General features: G+C 52.8%; 13 protein-coding genes and 1 pseudogene. 7 read left to right on the top strand and 7 right to left on the bottom strand.

The annotated features are described in order from the left end of the window. Positions 1 to 48: 48 nt before the first annotated feature. The 7 genes and pseudogenes from proS to ACLGLO_RS02295 form a co-directional block, all read right to left on the bottom strand. Positions 49 to 1,482 (bottom strand): proline--tRNA ligase, encoded by a 1,434-nt coding sequence (gene proS / locus ACLGLO_RS02265; RefSeq protein WP_492128780.1) that lies wholly within the window; start codon positions 1,480 to 1,482, stop codon positions 49 to 51. Between the two features lie 86 nt (positions 1,483 to 1,568). Further along, entirely contained in the window at positions 1,569 to 1,889 is a 321-nt protein-coding gene (locus ACLGLO_RS02270; protein ID WP_492128781.1) for an ATP synthase subunit c family protein, read from the bottom strand. A 78-nt stretch (positions 1,890 to 1,967) separates the two neighbouring features. Continuing rightward, entirely contained in the window at positions 1,968 to 2,615 is a 648-nt protein-coding gene (locus tag ACLGLO_RS02275; RefSeq protein WP_492128782.1) for a V-type ATP synthase subunit D, read from the bottom strand. A 10-nt stretch (positions 2,616 to 2,625) separates the two neighbouring features. Further along, complete coding sequence (locus tag ACLGLO_RS02280) at positions 2,626 to 4,029, bottom strand: V-type ATP synthase subunit B (RefSeq protein ID WP_492128783.1); 1,404 nt, start codon at positions 4,027 to 4,029, stop codon at positions 2,626 to 2,628. Positions 4,030 to 4,035: 6 nt separating this feature from the next. Then, a pseudogene (locus ACLGLO_RS02285) lies at positions 4,036 to 5,764 on the bottom strand (V-type ATP synthase subunit A). 62 nt (positions 5,765 to 5,826) lie between these two features. Next, positions 5,827 to 6,426 carry a V-type ATP synthase subunit E gene (locus ACLGLO_RS02290; RefSeq protein ID WP_492128784.1) on the bottom strand — a complete coding sequence of 200 codons (600 nt, stop codon included), beginning with the start codon at positions 6,424 to 6,426 and terminating at the stop codon, positions 5,827 to 5,829. Positions 6,427 to 6,496: 70 nt separating this feature from the next. Continuing rightward, a complete protein-coding gene (locus tag ACLGLO_RS02295) occupies positions 6,497 to 6,814 on the bottom strand; it encodes a V-type ATP synthase subunit F (protein WP_492128785.1) in 318 nt (105 codons plus the stop codon). Between the two features lie 213 nt (positions 6,815 to 7,027). Between ACLGLO_RS02295 and ACLGLO_RS02300 the strand changes: the two genes are divergently transcribed. From ACLGLO_RS02300 to ACLGLO_RS02330, 7 genes are all read left to right on the top strand, one after another. Further along, the gene (locus ACLGLO_RS02300) at positions 7,028 to 9,028 is read left to right on the top strand and encodes a V-type ATP synthase subunit I (protein WP_492128786.1); all 2,001 of its coding nucleotides are present in this window, start codon (positions 7,028 to 7,030) and stop codon (positions 9,026 to 9,028) included. A 114-nt stretch (positions 9,029 to 9,142) separates the two neighbouring features. Further along, on the top strand, positions 9,143 to 10,390 hold the full coding sequence (locus ACLGLO_RS02305) for a glycosyltransferase family 4 protein (protein WP_492128787.1): 1,248 nt from the start codon (positions 9,143 to 9,145) through the stop codon (positions 10,388 to 10,390). Between the two features lie 24 nt (positions 10,391 to 10,414). Next, the gene (locus ACLGLO_RS02310; RefSeq protein ID WP_492128788.1) at positions 10,415 to 13,024 is read left to right on the top strand and encodes a thermopsin family protease; all 2,610 of its coding nucleotides are present in this window, start codon (positions 10,415 to 10,417) and stop codon (positions 13,022 to 13,024) included. Between the two features lie 39 nt (positions 13,025 to 13,063). Beyond that, positions 13,064 to 14,497 carry a cysteine--tRNA ligase gene (gene cysS, locus ACLGLO_RS02315; RefSeq protein WP_492128789.1) on the top strand — a complete coding sequence of 478 codons (1,434 nt, stop codon included), beginning with the start codon at positions 13,064 to 13,066 and terminating at the stop codon, positions 14,495 to 14,497. 2 nt (positions 14,498 to 14,499) lie between these two features. After that, the gene (locus tag ACLGLO_RS02320; RefSeq protein WP_492128790.1) at positions 14,500 to 15,249 is read left to right on the top strand and encodes a class I SAM-dependent methyltransferase; all 750 of its coding nucleotides are present in this window, start codon (positions 14,500 to 14,502) and stop codon (positions 15,247 to 15,249) included. 83 nt (positions 15,250 to 15,332) lie between these two features. Continuing rightward, complete coding sequence (locus tag ACLGLO_RS02325) at positions 15,333 to 17,744, top strand: plasma-membrane proton-efflux P-type ATPase (RefSeq protein WP_492128791.1); 2,412 nt, start codon at positions 15,333 to 15,335, stop codon at positions 17,742 to 17,744. 1,448 nt (positions 17,745 to 19,192) lie between these two features. After that, positions 19,193 to 20,413, top strand: a complete 1,221-nt coding sequence (locus ACLGLO_RS02330) for an FprA family A-type flavoprotein (RefSeq protein WP_492128792.1) — start codon at positions 19,193 to 19,195, stop codon at positions 20,411 to 20,413. Positions 20,414 to 20,642: the final 229 nt, after the last annotated feature.

The raw sequence follows: 20,642 nt of genomic DNA on the forward strand, positions 1-20,642 counted from the left end.
TCTAAAGCGAGCTGTTCCATAGAGAAGAGGAAATGAAAAGCGTTTGATTCAGTAAGTTTTAGCCAGCCTCAGGGAGGTCTTCGCTTCCCTTCCGCATACGGGGCATCTTGTGCCCTTTATCCAGGTTGGGGGGTCGATTGGGGAGCCCAAGGCCTTGAGGCCGCTGAGCTCCTGGGCCTTGAGAGCGCACTCATCTCTCCCGCACCAGGGAACTTCGAGTATCCCTCTCCCGCCCTCGTCCCCGAGATCTGCCTCAATCTTCTCAGAGCGCTTGATTTTCGAGCTGAAGCTTTCCCACGCCTTCCTCCTGAGGTTCTCCTCTATTTCCGCGCTGAGGGAGGATACTTCGGAGCACATGTCCGAGGATGAGACCGTCTTCCTCTTGAGGAGGTCCCTTCTTGCCAGCACAACGGAAGAGGTAGCGATCTCCCTCTTCCCTATCTCAACCCTTATTGGAACTCCCTTCATCTCCCAATCGTAGAACTTCCTTCCGGGGGTCATTTCCTCCCTGTCGTCCAGCTTCACTCTGTAGCCGCAGTCCTTCAGCTTGCTCTCTATCGTTCTCGAATACTCCAGCACGGATCTCTTCTCTTCCTCATTGAAGTATATCGGAACTATGACGGCCTGGATTGGAGAGAGGCCTGGAGGGATGACCGCTCCCCTCTCATCTCCATGGGTTGCGATCAGAGATGCTATCACTCTGTCCGATATTCCGTAGCTTGTCTGCCAGACGTAATCGATGCTTTCATCGCTCAGCATTATCTTGACATCTATCGGCTTGGAGAAAGACTGGCCGAGGTGGTGGACAGTCCCTATTTGAAGGGCCCTTCCGTCCGGCAGTATTGTATCGAATGCTACAGTGTAGAGGGCTCCCGCGAACTTATCGAAATCTGGCCTCTTAGATACGACATAGGGTATGCCGAGCTGATCGAATATCTTCGAGTAGATCTCTACTGCTTCCCTAACCTGCCTGTCCGCATCCTCGAATGAAGAGTGCGCAGTGTGCGCTTCTTTGAACGTTGTGACTTCCCTGAGCCTGAGGAGGGGCCTCGTGGACTTAGTCTCGTAGCGGAATATGCTCACTATCTGGTAGTACTTCTTCGGGAGCTGCTTGTAGCTGTTGAGCCACAGGCTCTCCATGTAGCTTATGGAGGTCTCGCTTGTAGGCCTGAGGGCCAGCTTCACATCCAGCTCCTCGAGGCCTCCGTGGGTGACCCAGTAGACCTCATCTCTGAAGCCCCGTATGTGCTCTTCTTCCTTGACCAGCAGATCTTCGGGTATGAGAAGGGGGAAGAGAACCTCCTCGTGGCCTGTTGAATCGAGCTCCCTCCTGACGAGCTCGATGACGTTCTTCCTCAATGCATAGCCGTAGGGCAGCCAAACGCCCATCCCCTTTACTGGGTACCTGCCGTAGTCGTAGATCTCCGCCTCTCTCAGCACCCTGTCGAACCACTCCCCGAAGTTGGCAGCGGGAGCAGGCATGATCCATCTCCACAAAGGCTTTTTCATCGTCCCACAGGGAAATAAAAAAAGTCTGCGAACAAAGCTTTTGAGAGATTTTATCCTCGCTATATCATTATTATTATCAGGATGGCTACTATGAGCCCGTATATCGCTATTCCCTCTCCCAGCGCTACGATGAGAAGGACGTTGCTGAAGAGCTCAGACTTCTCTGTCAGAGCGCTGAGGCCTGCCGAACCTGCAACAGCGACAGCATAGCCTCCTCCCAGGCCGGCGAGACCCACAGCTAAGGCAGCTCCAAGAGCCTTGTAGCTTGCTGTGGAGGTCTCAGCAGCAGTTGCGGTTGTCTGGGCGGATGCAATTGAAGCGAGCAGCGCTAAGGAAAGCACGGCGAGCATTCCGTAGAGCACGAACCTGCGGATCATCATACTCATTCCCTCACAAAGAACTGGTTCATATCTGTTCAACTCCTCGCTTTTAAATGTTGCTAATTTGGAGAGACGAGACTATCCTCTCTCCTCGCGGGAGGCAGATGCTCTCTTCTCCTTGAGGACTTTGAGCCTCATGAACTCTTCTCTCATCCTCTCATCCAAAATGAGGGATATGTACTTTATGCTCCTCTCGTAGTCGGGCATTATAGCATAGTCAATTGAGTTTATCAGCCGCTGGGTGCTCTTGAGCTCAGCTATAAGCATGTAGATGGAGTTCTCCAGCTCTATCAGCTTGAGGAGCCTCTCGAAGGCTCCAGCCAGCTCCTCCCTCGCCTCAAATATTCCTGGGGGGATGTCTGCTGGGTGCGAGAGCCTGGGAATGGATTCCCTGTTCAGGGAGAGGTATGGGGTCTTGACCGAGAAGACTATCTTCGTCCTCGCAGAGATCAGGAGGCTTGGGGGAACGCTGTAGGCTAGGTCGAGGGACCTCTTCAGGCCCGTTTCGCGGAGGGCTTCCTCGAACTTCGAGTATGCCCTCTTCAGATCCTCAGCCGTCTGTGCATAGAGCTTCTCATATTCAGATATCATTGTCCTGATGTAGAGGAGGAGCGCCGATCTCTTCTCGTCCAGAACCTTCCTTATCCTCCTTATCAGGGCCAGGTCTCTCTTCAGCCTGATCAGGTTGATCTTCGTGGGAAGCCTGCTTCTGCTGTCTGAGCTCATTCCCCCTGCCTCAGCTCTTCTTGTAGTACTTCTGAATGTGCTCCGGCCTTATGTTGGTCAGCTCGTTCTCAGGCAATATGGAGAGAACGTTCCAGGCAATATCGAGGGTCTCCTCTATGCTCCTGTTCTCGGTGGGAAGCTGATTTATGAACGTCCTCTCGAATACTTCGCCGAACCTCAAGTACTTCTTGTCTGTGGGGCTGAGGCTCTCCTCTCCTATTATAGTTGCCAGGCTCCTGAGCTCCTGAGCTCTGCTGTAGGCAGCGTAGAGCTGGTTGTAGACATCGTTGTGGTCCTCTCTGGTCTTTCCCGGTCCAATGCCTTCCTTCATGAGCCTGGAGAGGCTCATGAGCACGTTTACTGGAGGGTAGATGCCTCTGTTGTAGAGCCCCCTGTCCAGAACTATCTGGCCCTCCGTTATGTATCCTGTCAGGTCTGGGATCGGGTGGGTTATATCGTCGTTCGGCATTGAGAGTATGGGCATCTGGGTTATGCTCCCCTTCTTGCCCACGACCCTTCCCGCCCTCTCGTATATTGAAGCGAGGTCGCTGTACATGTAGCCAGGATACCCCTGCCTCCCGGGTATCTCCTCCCTCGCAGAGCTTATCTCCCTGAGGGCCTCTGCGTAGTTGGTCATGTCGGTTATTATTGCCAGCACATGCATGTCCCTCTCGTACGCTAGGTACTCCGCTAGGGTGAGCGCAACCCTCGGAGTCATAAGCCTTATCATAGCCGGTTCGTTTGCCAGGTTGACGAACATGGCCACCTTGCTTCGAGCGCCCGTCTCCTCGAAGAACTTTCTGAAGAAGAGGAAGTCGTCGTACTTTATGCCTATAGCCGCGAAGACGACGGCGAACTGCTCGTTCTCCCCCCTGACGACCGACTGCCTCGCTATCTGGGCAGCGAGAATATTGTGAGGCAGACCGCCTCCGCTGAATATCGGGAGCTTCTGCCCCCTCACCAACGTGTTCATCCCGTCTATGGCGCTCACACCGGTCTGAATGAAGTCTTTGGGGTAAGCCCTGGAGGCTGGGTTGAGCGGCTCTCCGTTAACGTCCCTCTTGTCCTCAGCTATTATCGCTGGTCCTCCATCTATTGGGTCTCCCAGGCCGTTGAATATCCTTCCCAGCATGTCCTCGGAAACCCCTATCTCGAGGGTCTTTCCGAGGAACCTAACTGTTGTGCCCGTTGTCGAGATCCCCGTTGTCCCTTCGAACACCTGAATCACTGCAACATTGGAGCTGACGTCGAGAACCCTCCCCCTCCTCTTCTCTCCGCCTGAAAGCTCCACTTCAACTATCTCATCGAAAGCGACACCTGAGGATATCCTGACGAACAGGAGCGGCCCCCTTATTCTCTCCACCTCTCTCGATTCAATAGCACCAGCGACTCTCCTCTTCCCCCTCGCAGCCATGAAACATCACCTCCCCTTCTCGATTTCCTTCAGCTTTTCGAGGATCTTCCCCACGATGGCGTCGAACTCTTCGAGCCTGTCGTGGGGGATTGTGTATCTTCCCCTGACCAGCTGTGCAACAAGATCGGAGATTGCCGCCTCAACGTCCCCCATTGCAGCTTTACCTTGAGAGATCAAAGAGCTAACGGCTTCGTGAACTGTGAGGATTGAGCGGAGCATTTTGTACTGCCTCTTCGGGTCTGAGAAGGCATCTATTGGATCGAAGGCGTTCTGCTTGAGGAACCCGTCCTTCAGCAGCCTTGCTGTGAACAGTATCAGCTTATCCGATTCGCTCAGCCCTTCGGTTCCCACAAGCCTCACTATCTCTCTAACTTCATTCTCCCTGTAGAGTATCTCGAGGGCCTTCCTCCTGTCCTCCGGCCAGCTCTTGTCGACGTTCTTCACCCACCACTCGCTCACTGTATCGGCGTAGGCGCTGTAGCTGATGAGCCAGTTGATGGCTGGGTAGTGCCTCGAATAGGCGAGCGATGTATCGAGAGCCCAGAAAACTCTGACAAACCTTCTCGTGTGGCTGGTTACCGGCTCAGTGAAGTCTCCTCCGGGCGGTGAGACTGCTCCCCCAACGGTCACTGAGCCGACCCTCCTCGGATCGCCAGCAGCAACAACCCTTCCGGCCCTCTCGTAGAACTCAGCGATCCTTGATGCCAGATAGCTGGGATACCCCTCCTCTGCGGGCATCTCTTCCAGCCTTCCAGCGATCTCCCTGAGGGCTTCAGCCCACCTGCTCGTGGAGTCAGCTACGAGCAGCACATCGTAGCCCTGGTCCCTGTAGTACTCCGCCATCGTTATCCCTACGTATATGCTCGCCTCCCTCGCAGCAACCGGCATGTTGCTGGTGTTCGCGATCAAGATTGTCCTCTCCATAAGCGGCCTCCCCGTCCACGGATCCTTGTACTCCGGGAACCTCTCCAGAACCTCCGTCATCTCGTTACCTCTTTCCCCGCATCCTATGTATATGACAACCTTAGCTTCGCTCCACTGGGCGAGGCCGTGGAGAGTTACAGTCTTTCCTGTTCCGAAGCCTCCCGGGATTGCCAGCTGTCCCTCCCTTGGCTATCGGAAACAGCGTATCTATTATCCTGAGCCCGGTGATGAGGGGCTCGTTTGGTTCCAGCTTCTCAAGATAGGGTCTCGGTATCCTAACTGGCCAGGTGTGGTGCAGCCTGAGGGGTACCTTCTTTCCATCCTGCTCAACAGTGCCTATCTCATCTTCTATTGTGTAGTCCCCCTCAGGCTGGATCTCCTTCAGAGTTCCGTGGATGTTTGGAGGTGCGAGTATTCTGTGCTCAATCAGCTCGCTTTCCTTCGTAACTCCGAGAACCGTTCCACCATTTATTTTTGAACCGGGCTTCACTTGATCGCTAGGCCTGAAGTGCCACTTCTTTTCTCTTGGTAGCGCTGGAATGCGTATGCCCCTCTTCACGAAAATTGAGCTGCTGAGCTTCTTTATTTCCTCGAGGGGCCTCTGGATGCCATCGAATATCTGTCCTATCAGCCCCGGCCCCAGCTCCACTGCCAGGGGGTTCCCTGTGCCCCTTACCACCTCTCCAGGCCTCAATCCAGATGTTGATTCATATACCTGGATATATGCGATGTCGCCCTCGATCCTCGAGACCTCTCCTACGAGGCCCTCTTCCCCTACCTCGACGACTTCATACATCTTTATGCCGGCCATGTCCTCCGCTACGACGAGCGATCCAGATATCCTCTTTATTCTTCCCAGAACGCTCAAGAAGATCACTCCTCCTCAAACAGAGACTTCCTTGCAACTACCATGAGCTCATCCTTCATGAGCTCGAACGCCCTCTTCAAAGTGAAGTCCTGGGAGATCCCAGTATCGGTGAAGTAGAGGACGAACCCCCCACTGCCTTCAGGCAGGTCTGCCTTCACTTCGACCTCCTCATCCGTCATTTTTTTGATGAGCTTCTCAAACATCTTCTTTTCCCTAGCTTCTGTGTGCAGCTCGAACTTTCTTCCGAGGGCGCTGCTTAGGGCTCTCTTCAGGGCAGAGCTGTAGAGCTTTTCTCTCTCCTTCTCTCCTAGCTCAAATAACCTCTTCTCCGCTTCTGCGAGCACCGCTTCTATGATTTCGTTCCTCTTTTTCTGCACAGAGAGCCTGAGGTTGAGCTCGAGAGAAGCTTCGAGGCTTTTGGTGTAATCCTCATAGGAAGAGTAAAGCTCGATGAGAGCTGAGGATGTTTCAGACCGGATCTTTCTGTAGCCGTCCTCCAGCATGCTCAACGCATCTTTCTTGACGCCGGCCAAGTAATCCGAGTATTCCTTCGATATCTTCTCCACAGCTGCGCCGCTGAGCTTTTCGGGCCTCCCCCCTTCCACGCGAACCACCTTGAGAACGGCTCTTAAATTGAATTGCATCCCTATAAATACTTAGCCTGTATCCGAACAATCATCCGAATCCAAGAGCCTTAAGCACTTCCTCCCTCATGTTCGATGGGGCGAACTCGGTCCTCGGAGAGGGGAGCATGAAGATTATCTTCCCAGTCCTCCTCCTGATCTTCTCTACATCCCTCTCGATCATTTGTCCCAGGTCCTTTTCGATCAGTATCAAGGAAACATCGCTCCTGTTGGCGTAGACATCTACAAGCCTGAGTGCCTCAGCTGGATCTCTCTGCACCTCCCCGAGGCATCCCAGCGTCCTGTACATCGCAACAATGTCGGCGCTTCCTATAACCACAACCTTTCCCTCTCTGGGATTGGAGCTCATCGCGTCCCCCCGATGAAGCTGAGACCAGGAAACTGCAGCAGAGACTTTGTAGAGCACCTCTATATATACTTTGAAAGTTTGAAAGCGAGCAAAGCGATAGGTTGAAGCGGTGAATCGAATATGCCGAGAAGATGCTACAGTGGATGAGAAGCAAATATTAAAAAGGATGCCCCGTGATTTTTTCAATGCTTCTGCAGAAAGAGGTATAGGTCGATGCTCGTTCCGGAAGTGCTGGCTGAAGTGGTGCTGATCACTACCAGGGAGAAAGCTAACACCTTGACTTCTGTTCTGCTCTCTAGCGGAAGCTTCCACCCGGTTTCGCTCGATTCCTCTTTTCCCGGCGCTCAAGATGTTTTCGTTCAGAGGACAAGCTTCGAGATTTCCTCAAAGCTTAAGAAGCTGGAGGAATATCTGAAGGAGCTGAGGGAGTTCTCCCCTCGTGTAGATGAATCGATAAGGGTCGAGGACTGGGTTGCCTTCTCTCAGGAGCTTGTCAAGGAGATCTCAAAGCTTGAGGCAGAAGCAGATCCCCTCCTTTCTCAGATAAGGGAGAGCAGGCAACAGGCATCGAAGCTCATGGATATTTTGAAGGACCTGGAATCGGTATGCTCACTGGACGTAGAGCTCAGGAAGCTGTCTGAGCTGAATTTATTTGCCGTGAAGATTGGAGAGGTACCGAAAGAGCAGGTCCAGAGCATCCCCCCTCTCTTCTCAGATGAATACTTCATCGTCTGGCAGAAGAGCGAGGGAAGCTACAACATAGCTGTTATAGCTTTGAAGGAGAGGGAAAAGGAAGTAGAGAAGAAGCTTCTCTCCATAGGCTTCAAGCAGCTCGAAGTGCCGGAGGGGTTGCCGCAGAATCCGGCGGCGGCATGCGAAGAAATCAGGGAGAGGCTGGAGGAGCTTGAAGCCGCTATAGAGGCCAAGAAAGAAGAGCTTCTGAAGTATAGGGAGAGAATAATAGAGCTCTACGCCAAAGCTGCTACGGCAGGAGAGGCCCTGAAGCTTCTGTCGCTATCAAACTTCACCAAGTTCTATGTCGCGATGAGGGGGTTTGTGCCATCCAGCGAGCTCAGGAGGATGGAGAAGGCCCTGGAGAGGGCTCTCAGGGGGGAGTACATCCTGTTCGTGGGGAGGGCAGAGAGGGGGTTCAGAGCGCAGAGAGCTCCCTCAGCAGTCTCAGTGCCTAAGCTGCTAGCGCCCTTCAAGATGTTAGTTGACAACTACGGCGCCCCGAAGACCAGCGAAGTATACCCGGCCCTCATGGTAGCTGTGACTTTCCCCGTGATATTCGCCCTGATGTTTCCAGATGCTGGTCACGGCCTCCTTGTGATGCTGTTCGGGTTCATCTTGATGAAGAAAGCGGGAGGGAGAGAAGGGTGGAAGAATACGGGGTTGCTGGCTTTATATTTGGGAGGAGCGAGCATAGTGACGGGGATTCTGGCTGGAGAGTTCTTCGGCCCGCTCACAAAACTGAGCGAAATCCTCTGGCACGGCCACCCAGTGCTCCCGACCCCGTTCGAAGGAGGAGCCAGCGCCGTGGACATAATGATAAATATATCGCTGAGGCTGGGTGCAACTCTCCTCATCCTCGGAACTTTCATAGGAATGCTCAACCACATTCTCTCAAGGGATCTTGTGGGGATGCTGACGCGCGGCCTCCCCAAGTTCCTTGCATTCACGTTTGCCCTCTACCCATTCGTCATATACAACGCGCCACAGGCGGGCCACCTTATATATAGCGCCGTGTTCGGAGGAGGGGGAGGGGTTGAAAGCCTGATCGTAAAGTACGGAGCTGCCCTCGGGCTCCTCTCGATATTCATAGCAGAACCGCTCGCTCACCTCATCGAGCACGAAAGCGGCTCTTTGTCCTCGGTGCTGACGATGTCGTTCATGGAGATGTTCGACACAGTCCTCATGATGATAGGGAACACGGCGAGCTTCCTGAGAATTCTCGGACTGAGCGTCGCCCATGCGGGGCTCATGTACAGCTTTGCTGTCCTTGCTGAAATGTTGATGGGTGGTGTAGCAGGCACAGCTGCTGCCGTTGTGGTATATGCAATTGGGAACCTGCTGGCGGCGGGTCTGGAGGGGATCATAGTCTTCGCGCACTCGCTGAGGCTGCACTACTACGAATGGTTCAGCAAGTTCTACTCTGGAAGCGGGATACCGTTCTCCCCCCTCAGACCAGCGCTCAATATACTGATCGACTGAAGTTTCCCGAGCATTCATTAGACCTCCCTGCTAACTGCTTCCTCCTCACCAATGCTTGAGCACCAGAAGAAGAGTTATAACGCCCAACATCCGAAACTTTAGCCGATGAAGAGCATGGAGAGGGCTGTCGTCCTTCACCACTACTGGAACGAACCTGGAGGAGGAGAGCTGGTCTGCTCCTCAGCAGCACTAGCTCTCAAATCGATGGGGTATAAAGTCACTTTGGCTTCGCCGCTGAAAATCGACATCAGCAAGTACCCCAAGTGGTACGGGATCAGCCTCGATGGGATGGAAGCCTACAGCTTTCCGATGGACCTCAGGGCTTTTGGAATATACTTGAGGCTCCTCATCTCAGTTGTAGCTGAGAGAGTTTTCAAGAAGTTCAAGCCTGAAGTGCTCTTCACAGACGAGCCAACTGCGAGGAGGTCCCTGAGAGATCTCACGAAGAAGGGAGTGAAGACTGCAGAGTACATTCACTTTCCTCTGGAGATGTCGGTTGAAGAAAAGTACAGGGGGACGGGGTACTTTTACGGGGAAGATCCCTACATCCTCGAGCGCTACAGCAAGTTTCCGATGAATGTTTACTGGAGGGTCTACAAGTTCCTCCTGCCCCGATTCATAGGGATCAACCCCTTCGAAGCTTCGGATCTCGTTCTTACCAATTCTTCGTGGACAGCTGAGAGGGCAAAGGAGGTCTACGGAGAGAGGCCAGAGGTTCTCAATCCTCCTCTTCCACCCTCAATTGAAGCCGAGGCCTCCTCTCCTTTAGAACCATTCGAAGAGAGGGAAAACATTGCAGTCATGCTTGGGAGGTTCAGCGAGGAGAAGAGGTACCACTGGGTCATAGAGAGGGTATTTCCAAAGGTCTTGAAAGAGATAGAGGATGCAAGGCTCTACATAATTGGGTCCTCGGGAATAAGGAGCACGAGGAACTACTTGACCAGGATAGAGAAGCTGGCTGAGGATGTCGGGCTGAGGGTTTCGAAGAGCCCAGACGGCAGAGCGGATCTGTTCCTGTTGCCCAACGCTCCGAGCTCACTGAAGAGCTCGGTTTTTGGGAAGGCGAAGGTTTTCCTGCATGCGACAATCAACGAGCACTGGGGGATAGCTGTTTCCGAAGCTATGGCGAGGGGACTTCCAGTAGTTGTGCACAGGTCCGGAGGTGCATGGAGCGACCTTGCTGAGAATGGAAAGAGGGGGATAGGATATGAGAGTGAGGAAGAAGCTGCTGAAGCAGTTGCTGAGCTCATGAGCAGGGGGGATCTCTGGAGGAAGTACTCGCAGCTCTCCCTCGAGAAAGCGGAAGAGCTGAAGATGGAGAGATTCGTGAAGAAGTTCTCCGAGCTTATGAAGCGTTCGTGAACATGCTGGGGAAAGTGATTAGCTTTGAGAAGGATCCTCCTGGTTGCTTCGGTTTTTCTCATTTTGTTATTCCTCGCAACTTCTGAAAAATCCGCGAGCGCGCAATCAGCAGGCGTCGAGCTCTTTCAGTGCTACAGCGAATCGCTGAACCTCACGGATTGGTACAGCGAGATTGGACCTCTCAGGTCGAACCAGATGGTTTTCTACACATACAACTTCACATCTCCCGGTGCTCTCAATTTGACCCTTTCGCTGCAGATAGCTTCGACGCAACCTATCGAGGTCTTCGCAATGGACGCGAAGAGTGGAGAATATCTCTACAGGAGCGCTCCTTCGACTGAATTCAATTCTAACGAGACTCTCAATATTAATTCTCCTGCAAACGTGGAGATCGGGATCTACAATCCTGGTCAAGCTCCAGCAGATTATCGCGGGAGCATCGTTGTATGCATGTGCGGCTCTCCTGCGGTGGAGAGGTGGGTCTCTGCCAATATTAAGATCGGGGCTTCTCCTCTTGGCAATGCTGCACCAGTTGGGATAGCTGATTATGGAGCTTTGCTCATGTCCGGTCAGGGATCGTTCTACAGGATTGAAACTTCCTCCGTTAGAGGGGAGATCAACTTGAGCAGAGATGCCTTCGCCATTTCTTACTTCGAGAACGGAACTTACGCATTTCCCGGCTTCTCGGTTCAGCTGAACGCATTCCTTCTGCTCAAGCTTGCCGACGGAAACGAACAGCTCTATTGGCTGCAGAATGCTCTGGACTGGAGGAACGACTATGGAGGCAAGCTGGGCTACCTGGACAATGTCTGGAACTCGACCTCTTCTCTCTCGACCTTCTCTGCTGCGGGCATCTCTGGAAACGGAGGAGTCTACTTCTCCGGAAGGATTGCTGGAGAGCAGTATTATGCTTATGGGAAGCAGAGTGCGCTCCCCGTAGGATATCATGAGCTGATCATAGCTGTGGGGAAGTACGGGAGGGGGGCGAAGGTGGTCTTCTATGTGGACGGCAACCCTTACGATACCGTGATCCTCTCCCCATATGCTCAGGTCCTTGATGCTGAGATAGTTGTGGATCCTTCGAAGAAGAGCGGCTATGGAGTTCCTCTGGATGTGGAGCTCGTCCTCGGAGGATATTCAGGGGATGAGCCCATAGCTGTTTTTTCCAGTGGAAGCATTCAGCTCTCCCTCGCATACAACCTCTCTGGGAAGTGGGCATCTCCCCTTTCCGCCTGGAGCGTGGGGGCGGCAACGCGTGAGAGTGTGGTAGCGAGCTCGCAACCATCGGGCATAGGAGCATCCAGGATATCTCCGGGAAACCCATCAGCATATGAGCTCTGGTCCGGCCTGGTTCTGGTCATAACGCCGTACGGCAGCTTCCTGCAGAGCACCGGCGATATATCGCAGTACTTGAGGACAGTTGACCTTGGGAACGGGACGAGGCTCACTTATCCCGTTGCATATGTGAATGGGCAGAAGTTGCAGGGATCTTCCGTGGGGCCAGGATCCGTTGTCGTCATTGAGTATTCCGTTGAGTACCGAGTTGGTATAAGCTATCCGCTGGGGGAGCTGGTGCTTTGGGTCCCCAGGCTCTCCCCTCTGAGCAGTTTGGTGAATGAGACCATTGAGTTCCCCAACCAGACAAGGCTGCTGCTGGAAACAGCCTATGCTAATGGAGAGGAAGTGAATCTGACGAGCTATAAGGTAGAAGGGCCCATGAATCTTACCCTGGTATATTCGAGGGAGTACCTGCTCTCCATAATCTCGGAGGCTGTGAGAGAGAGCGTTTGGGTCAGAGAGGGGGAGAGCCCGGCCTCAGTTCTTCCAACATTTGAGGATTTGGGCAACGGGACAGCTCTCGTGCTCGATTCAGCTTATTTCAACGGATCTCCCATCGATCCCTACAGTTTCAGGATAGCATCTCCGGGGAATCTGAGCGCAGTTTATTCGAGGACATATTTGATTAGGCTTTTGCTTCCAGGCAACGCCACGGAGCTCTGGATCAAAGCGGGGGAGGCTTTCTCTCCTCCAGTGGAGGAGGAAATCTACTTCGAGAATGGGACGAGGCTGGTAATCACAGGAGCCATCGATTCGAGCGGAAGGAACGTCACCTTCCCTCTCATAGTTAATGGACCGGAGGACATTCTGCTGGAGTACAGGAGGGAGTACCTCGTCAGCTTGATGCTGTATGGAGAAAACCGCACGGGATGGATCCCCGAGGGGAGCACCCTGAACCTGAGCCAGAGGGTTCTCCTGAAGCAGGGTGAGGGCACTGCCCTCAGCTATGAAATTTACCTGGTCCTCAGATACATAGAAGCTGATGGAAAGATGGTGCCTCCGAGCGAAGAGCTGAGGGGCCCGCTGGTGGGAAGAGGCTTATACGAAGCTGTTGCATATGCTTCCACTTCTTTTCTAAAGATGCCGAACCTGTTCACATATGCTTCGCTTACGTGCGGATCGCAGGCTAACTGGAGCGCTTCTGTTCTCTCCAGCGAGTTGACGCTCTCTCTGCTGAACCCCAGCTCCTATCAGTGCTCCCTGGACGCTCCTATATACATCCCGCTTCCTGTAGGAATAGCGGTTTTCTCAGCCGTCCTCGCAGCCTTCCTTGCGAGAAGCAGAATGAAACGATAATAATCCCTCCTCTCCAGATAAAAGCGGAGGTCAGGAAGTTTGAGCTCTCTGCCTTCGTTGAAGGTATTCAACACTGCCACGAGGAGGCTGGAAAGCTTCGAGCCTTTCACCCCGGGAATTGTGAGGATGTATGTGTGCGGCCCAACAGTTTACGACAGATCGCACCTGGGGCATGCGAGGACATACATTGCCTTCGATGCCGTGAAGAAGTATCTCATCCTGCGAGGCTACCACGTAGTCCACGTTCAGAACATAACGGATATAGATGACAAGATAATCAGGAGGGCGCAGGAGGAGGGGAAGAGCTGGAGCGATGTGGCGGAGGAAAACATCAAGAGCTACTTGGAGGTCCTGAAGCAACTCGATATAGCCCCAACTCTCTCTCCCAGGGTAACGCTTCACATAAGAGAGATCATTTCAGCTATTGAGAAGCTCGTGGAGCTCGAATATGCTTATGAATCAAACGGGAGCGTTTACTTCGATGTTTCCAAGTACGATCGCTATGGAGAGCTCTCGGGAAGGAAGAGTGCTGAGAGCTGGAGGCAGGAGGAGGATGTGCTGAGAGAGAAGAGAAATCCCTTCGACTTTGCATTATGGAAGAGGATGAAGGAGGGGGAGCCGCACTGGAGCAGCCCGTGGGGAGAGGGGAGGCCGGGCTGGCACATAGAGTGCAGCGTGATGTCTTCGAGATACCTCGGCGTTCCCATAGATATACATGGAGGCGGGGGAGATTTGATATTTCCCCACCACGAGAACGAGAGGGCGCAATCGGAAGCTCTTTTCGGAGTGAGGCCCTGGGTTAAGTACTGGATGCATACCGGCATGCTGACGATAAGGGGGGAGAAGATGAGCAAGAGCCTGGGAAACATGGTGTACATAGATGAAGTCCTGAAGAAGTGGAGGCCAGAGGTTGTGAGGATGTGGGTTCTGAGCTCCCACTACAGGAGCCAGCTCGAATTCAGCGAAGACTCTTTCCAGCAACATGAAGCCAATCAGCAGAGGCTCTCAGCCGCTTACAAGGAGCTGAAGTCCATTGCGGAGGATGGAAGGCAGGACTACTGGTTGAGCGATGAGGACATCGGGGCCCTCAGAGAAATCGAGAGGCTACACCTGGAATTCCACGAAGCCATGAGCGACGACTTCAACACTGCGGAAGCTCTCAAGGCTGTGAGGAGGGCTTCAGACATCTTCTTCTCAAGAGTTAGGCCGAGGGAAAGCGCCGCGCTGGCCCGCCAGCTCCTCCTATTCCTCGAAGAGGCCAACTTCGTCTTCGGCTTCCACAGGCCGGAGAAGGGAACCGCAGCTGAGGACCAGAGGCTTAGAGCAATGATAGAGGCGATGATTTCCGTAAGGAGGAGCCTGCGGGAGAGGGGGCTGTACGACCTGGCAGACAAGATAAGGAGCCTTCTCGCAGAGCTTGGCATCGAGCTGCAGGACAGCGGCCTGGAGACCAGGTACATATTGAGGAAGTAGCTTTGCCTAGAGAAGAGGACAGGGCAGATTCGGGAGTGCGGTCATGGCTCAGAATAGTGGGAACGCTTGAGAAGCTCGTCCACGTCTACGATGCTGCGAACCTCATAATGAGCATGGGCTCTCTCAGATACGTCAGGAAGGTCTTCGGGAGGGAAGTGGAGAGGATTTTCAGGGGAAAAGAAGGGATCATCCTGGATGCTGGCTGCGGCCCCGGCAGTTCAATATCCACGATTTTGAAAAACGCGGGAAAAGGAGTTTATGTGGTTGGCCTGGACCCTCTGGAGCCAATGCTGCTTCAAGCGAAGAGCAGGTTCAGTGAGGAGCCAAGGGTCGAGCTGGTGAGGGGTGTTTTTGAAGCACTTCCATTCAGAAGAAACTCTCTGCTGGGAGCCACGTTCTCATTCTCCTTCCGAGACGCCATTGACTACGGAAAGGCTGCCCACGAAGCATATGAGTCGGTGAAAGCTGGGGGTTCGATCGCGATCCTGGATCTCGGAAAGCCTGTGAGGAGAAGGCTCTACTCGAAGATCCTGGAAGGGCCCTTCATGCTCCTGCTTCCGCCCCTCGCAGGAGCAATAGTCATGGGGTGGGATGGGGTGAAGAGGTATATGGAGCTGAGGAGGACATATTTGAGGTTTCCCAGCACCCCCTCTCTCTTCATCCTCTTCTCCAAGCTCTTCGGGAAAGCTCGATGCTTCTACATGCTGGGAGGGGCGACCTTCATCCTCGAGGCTGTGAAGCGGAGGGCTTGAGGAAGAGCGATAGCGCAGTGAGCTTTTCCGCGACATAGAAAAATAAACCCATGTTCTCCTCACTATTCATCGGGCGACCCTCTGTGGAAGCATCTAAGATGAAGACCAAGGACTTCGAAAGCTTATCCATCGATGAGGTATTCAAGCTCCTTGCTACTGATCCGAGCGGACTGAAGGAGGAGGAGGCCGAGAGGAGGCTCAGAATATACGGCCCAAACGCTGTCGAAGAGGAGAAGAGAAATGCGGCAGTGGACTTCCTGAAGAGGTTCTGGGGGCCGATGCCGTGGCTTCTCGAAATCGCTATAGTTCTCTCGATCCTGATCGGGCACTTCATCGAAGCCGCCATAATAGCAGTTCTCCTCGTCATGAACGCCATTATAGGCTTCATGCACCAGGAATCGAGCAGAAAGGTTCTGGAGATGCTGAAGAGCAGGCTCTCCCCGAAAGCCAAAGTTTTCAGAGACGGCTCTCTGAAGGTCATCGATTCCAGATTTCTCGTTCCGGGAGATGTTGCTATCGTGGAGCTCGGAGATGTTGTTCCTGCAGACTGCAAGATCATAGAGGGGGATCTCTCTGTAGACCAGTCCGCTCTAACGGGAGAGAGCCTGCCCGTGGATGTCTCCTCTGGAGGGATCATATTCTCCGGCTCACTTGTCAAGAGGGGAAGAGCTAAGTGCATTGTAGTTGCAACGGGCAGAAACACATATTTTGGAAGGACTGCGGAGCTCGTGAAGATTGCGAGGCCGAAGTCCCACCAGCAGGAGATAATGCTCACTGTGACGAAATACTCGATGTACATAGGCCTCGCGGTGATGATCATTGCAAGCATATATGTGTACCTTTCCGGCTTGAAGAACGGATTGATATCCGTTCTCACCTTCGATGTTGCTATACTAATGGGGTGCGTCCCCGTTGCCCTTCCCGCAGTCATGACGATCATGCAGGCCAGCGGAGCGAGGGAGCTCGCCAGGAAGGGAGTCCTCGTCTCGAGGCTGGATGCTGTTGAGGATGCTGCTTCGGTGGACATACTCTGCCTCGACAAGACCGGAACCATAACGCTCGGATCCCTGGAAGTGACAGAGATCATCCCTCTGAATCCCTCGCTGGATGAGAGGAAAGTGATCGAGCTGGCTGCGTATGCAAGCGCCGACAGCACGGAGGATCCCATAGATAAAGCCATATTGAAGAAGGCAGAGGAGCTTAAGGTGGAGAGGAAGGGGAAGAAAATTTCCTTCACTCCGTTCGACCCTTCCCTGAAGAGGACGGAGGCAGTCGTTGAGCTTGATGGGAAAAGGATGAGGATCGCCAAGGGCGCTCCCCAGATTTTGAAGGGGATATGCTTCTCAGCTTCGGAGAAGCTGGATGCTCTCTTGGAGGGGCTCGCTCGGAGGGGGCTGAGGACAATAGCCGTCGCCTACGGAGAAGAGGGCGGCCAGATGAACATCGTTGGGCTAATAGCTTTCTCCGATCCTCCTAGGCCCGATTCCCCGGAGCTCATCAAGAAGCTGAAAGAGCTCTACGTCAGGCCAAAGATGCTCACGGGAGACAGCTTCCCCATAGCGAAGGAGGTCGCCTCGAGGGTAGGAATAGGCGACCAAGGGTACTCTCTCTCGGAAATAAAGGGAGACCAGGATAAGTTCAGAGAAGCCGTTGAAAAGGCGGACTTCATTGCTGAAGTATATCCCGAAGACAAGTACTCCATAGTCAAGTCGCTGCAGGAGAGAGGGCACATGGTCGGGATGACTGGGGATGGGGTGAATGATGCGCCTGCGCTCAAGCAGGCAGAGCTGGGTATAGCTGTAGTAAATGCCACAGATGTTGCGAAGAGCTCAGCGGGGATGGTCCTTCTGACACCCGGCCTTAGGGGGATCGTCGATGCCATAGTCCTGAGCAGGGAGGTCTACCAGAGGGCCCTGACTTGGCTCATAAACAAGGTCACTAAGGTGATCCAGTTCACCTTCCTCCTTGTCCTCGGACTCATGTGGCTTCACTACGACGTTCTCACGCTGATGGGCATGGCCCTACTCATCTTCGCCAACGACTTTGCAACGATGTCTCTCGCAACTGACAACGCTGAGCCCTCTCTCAGTCCAAACAAGTGGAACATAAAGAACATAATGGTCTCATCTTCGGTTGTTGGAATAGCCCTCCTCGCTGAAGCTCTCCTCTCCATTTACCTGGGTCTGAGGCTCTTCGGCTTCGATGAGGGCGGAATGCAGACGTTCATCCTGCTGGTCATGGTGTTCACCAGCCAGTTCAGAGTATTGATAGTCAGAGAGCGGGATTGGTTCTGGAAGAGCAGACCTGGAAGAGAGCTCACTATTTCGATCATCGGTGTGATCCTGGCGTTCTCTCTGTTGGGGGTCTTCGGAGCTATAGTAGAGCCCATCTCTCCCTCTGCTGTCGCCTTCTCTCTAGCCTACTCGGCCGCTTTCACAATAGGAATAGATCCCCTCAAGGTCTACATCTTCAGAAAGGTTGGGCTGACTGCATGAGTTCGGAGGTTGCTCAGCTCGCAAAGGACCTGGAAGATCTTTTTGCATGGAATTAGCGGATCCTTTGTTGCTGAGTGCAGAAAGAGCTTAACATCTGGCAAGCGAGCACGGGATTTGTGAGCGGCGATTGAGGAGGGGCCCCTCGGTGGAAGGTGAATATTGAAGATCGAGTGGAGCGACGAAATGAGAATTGAAGCAAAGATCTGGCCTCCTCCCCACCCTAAAGGGGATCTTCGCCCTTCAAGCAATTCATATGTTTGGAGACGCATCCTTTTTGTTTAGTCCAGGCCGGGCAACCGGCCCGTTACTCCTATCCCCTCTAGGAGATTTGGAATTATGGATTGCCTTAAGCAATCATCGGCCTCAGAAGGCCTCAATCTTCTTGCGGGAGGTGTTGTATGGATTATGTGTGCTTCAATTGATTTGCTTGAGGTTTGCCTCCCGCACACATTAATTATCATCGCTGAAAATAAGTTAGAAGCTGCAACTTGTAGAAGCTTTTCATTCCCGCCTTAAAAATCGAGGCTTTCAGTTGTAATCTCCGTTAGAAGATTGAGGGATCGTCTTGAGCGCCTTCTGAAACAGTTTTGCTTTTTATAGGTGTTGATAGGTGTCAAAATTTATATATTATCACTTAGGATATAAGCTTACTAGATTTCGACACCGATGAAGACGGCGAGGCGGATGAGCACTAGATGAATCCATGTTCGATGAGGGGAGTCACGAAGGAATGAATGGCTCCCGCAGTCGGGCATGGAGGATTCCATGGGTGATGAACACCTGTGTGGGTTAATCAAAGCCCACGTAGGTGCAAACCCTCCTCAATAGATCCCGTTTCTATATAGCTCATCAGCACGCTCTCAGCAGTCTTCTCCGCATCTGCATTCGAATAGCCACGGTCTTAGCGGATAATTTTATCCGCTAGTAACGGCGTGAGGTGGCTTGGAGGCTTGAGAAACCTAATGCAGAGCTGAGAAGAGTTGCAAGGAGGTTCCATAAAGTGTTGAAGCGGTGAGCAGAAGTCTTCTTTATAGCGCAGGACATGTCAGTAGGACATGTGTGCCGAGCGGACATTGATGGATGTATCTGCAGTTACATCTGGAAGCCTCTCCTTTAAGGCGAGAATGGAAAGCTTATAAATTTCTGCGAGTGTATTGAAGTACAGGGTTGTGCGAGCATGTCGGGCGATGAGGGTTTCCTAACCCTTGCAACCGGGATGAGGGTTAGCCCCAAGCCTATGGAAAAATATCGATCCAAATGGGAATCTCTGACTTTCTTGGCTGCTCCGCATATGACAGATGTAGACCCGAACAGATGCGGGGAACCTGCGAGCCCCTGAAGGGATCTTTCCCCTTTAGAGAGGGGAGGAGGCCAGAGAACCTTCTGAAAGAATATGCGAAATTTTCATATATAATATAAAGCTAATGAAAAAGAGGAGGTTTAAAAAAATGGGCGGGCTGGAATGGAAGGTAGCCAAGCTGACTAATGACATAGCCTTGATAAGAATCAATGACTCCGAGACCAAGTTCTTCGAAGCGCTCTGGGAAATCCCCGAGGGGATCTCCTACAATTCCTATATCATGTTCACAGAAGAGGGCGGAGTTCTGTTCGATACTGGCCCAAAGGGGTATGCTGAGTTCATAGAGGCCCTCAGCTCCATAGCTTCGCCGAAGGACTTGAGGGCTTTGGTTGTGAACCACATGGAGCCGGACCACTCAGGAGCAATCAAGGAAGTGCTGGAGAAGAATCCAGATATAACTATGGTGTCGCACCCCATATCTTTCAAGCTGATGAAGAGCTTCTACGGCCTTGAGCCGAGCTCCAGGCTGGAGGTTGGGGATGGAGCCGAGTTTCAGGTGGGCGGGCACAAGATCAAATTCATCCATGTCCCCTGGCTCCACTGGCCGGAAACCATAATTTCCTATTCTGAGAGAAACAGAGCGCTTTTCACTGGCGATGTCTTTGGTGCATATTCCATACCGAGCGAACCGGTTATAGGAGTCAATGGCCTCGAGGACCAGCGCTATCTGTACAGCATGAAAAAATACTTCGTGAATGTTATAGGAGCCTACCGCCAGAATGTTATTAATGCTGTCGTGAAGCTGAGGGGGCTCAACCTCGATCCAGCCCTGGTTCTCCCCGCACATGGCGCGGGCTTCTCTGGCAAGAATGTGCTTGAAAGGCTTCTCTCCCTGTATGAAAGCTGGGCCGCTTGCTCTGAGGAGAGGGAAGCAACTGTAGCCTTTGTGTCAATGTACGGCTTTTCCGAAGAAGCTGCTGAGGAAGTCACAAGGGCTTTGAATGATTTGGGCGTTAAATACAAGACATACGGCTTCACATCGAAGGGGAGAAATGACTTCTCCGATGCTGTAGCTTCAATGCAGGACTCCTCTCTGATAGTCCTGGTATTCTCGACATACGAGAACTCTCCGCACCCCTTAGCCAGCCACCTGGTTTATCTGATGGAAAAGAAGCTCTGCAAGGGGAAGAAGATCGCTCTCATAGGCACCTATGGATGGGGAGGCGGGATTGCCCTATCGTCAATGGAAGAGAGGATGCGGAAAGCAGGGTTCACCGTTGAACCCCCCATAGCAGTCAGGTCCCTTCTGAGCGAGGAAGATAAAGTCAAGATAAGAGCGGTTCTGAAGAAAGCATTCGGTGAAGATTGATCCCTGCGATTCCTCTTCATCACTAAAGAAATGCTGTCCTGACGCATTTTTGGGTTTTCGACTTGAGAAGTTTAGCTCTCATAAAGCATGGTTTTTAATAGTGAAGGTGCGGATCCATTGACCAAGACCTGGAAGCTCGTGGACTACTCACGTCATAAAGGGTCTTCAAGTTTGTTTAGCCGATGAAGTTGCTAGATGAAATCCGCCCCAGTGACGGCAGAAAACCATC

Source organism: Fervidicoccus sp. SLHALR4 (genome assembly GCF_058692745.1).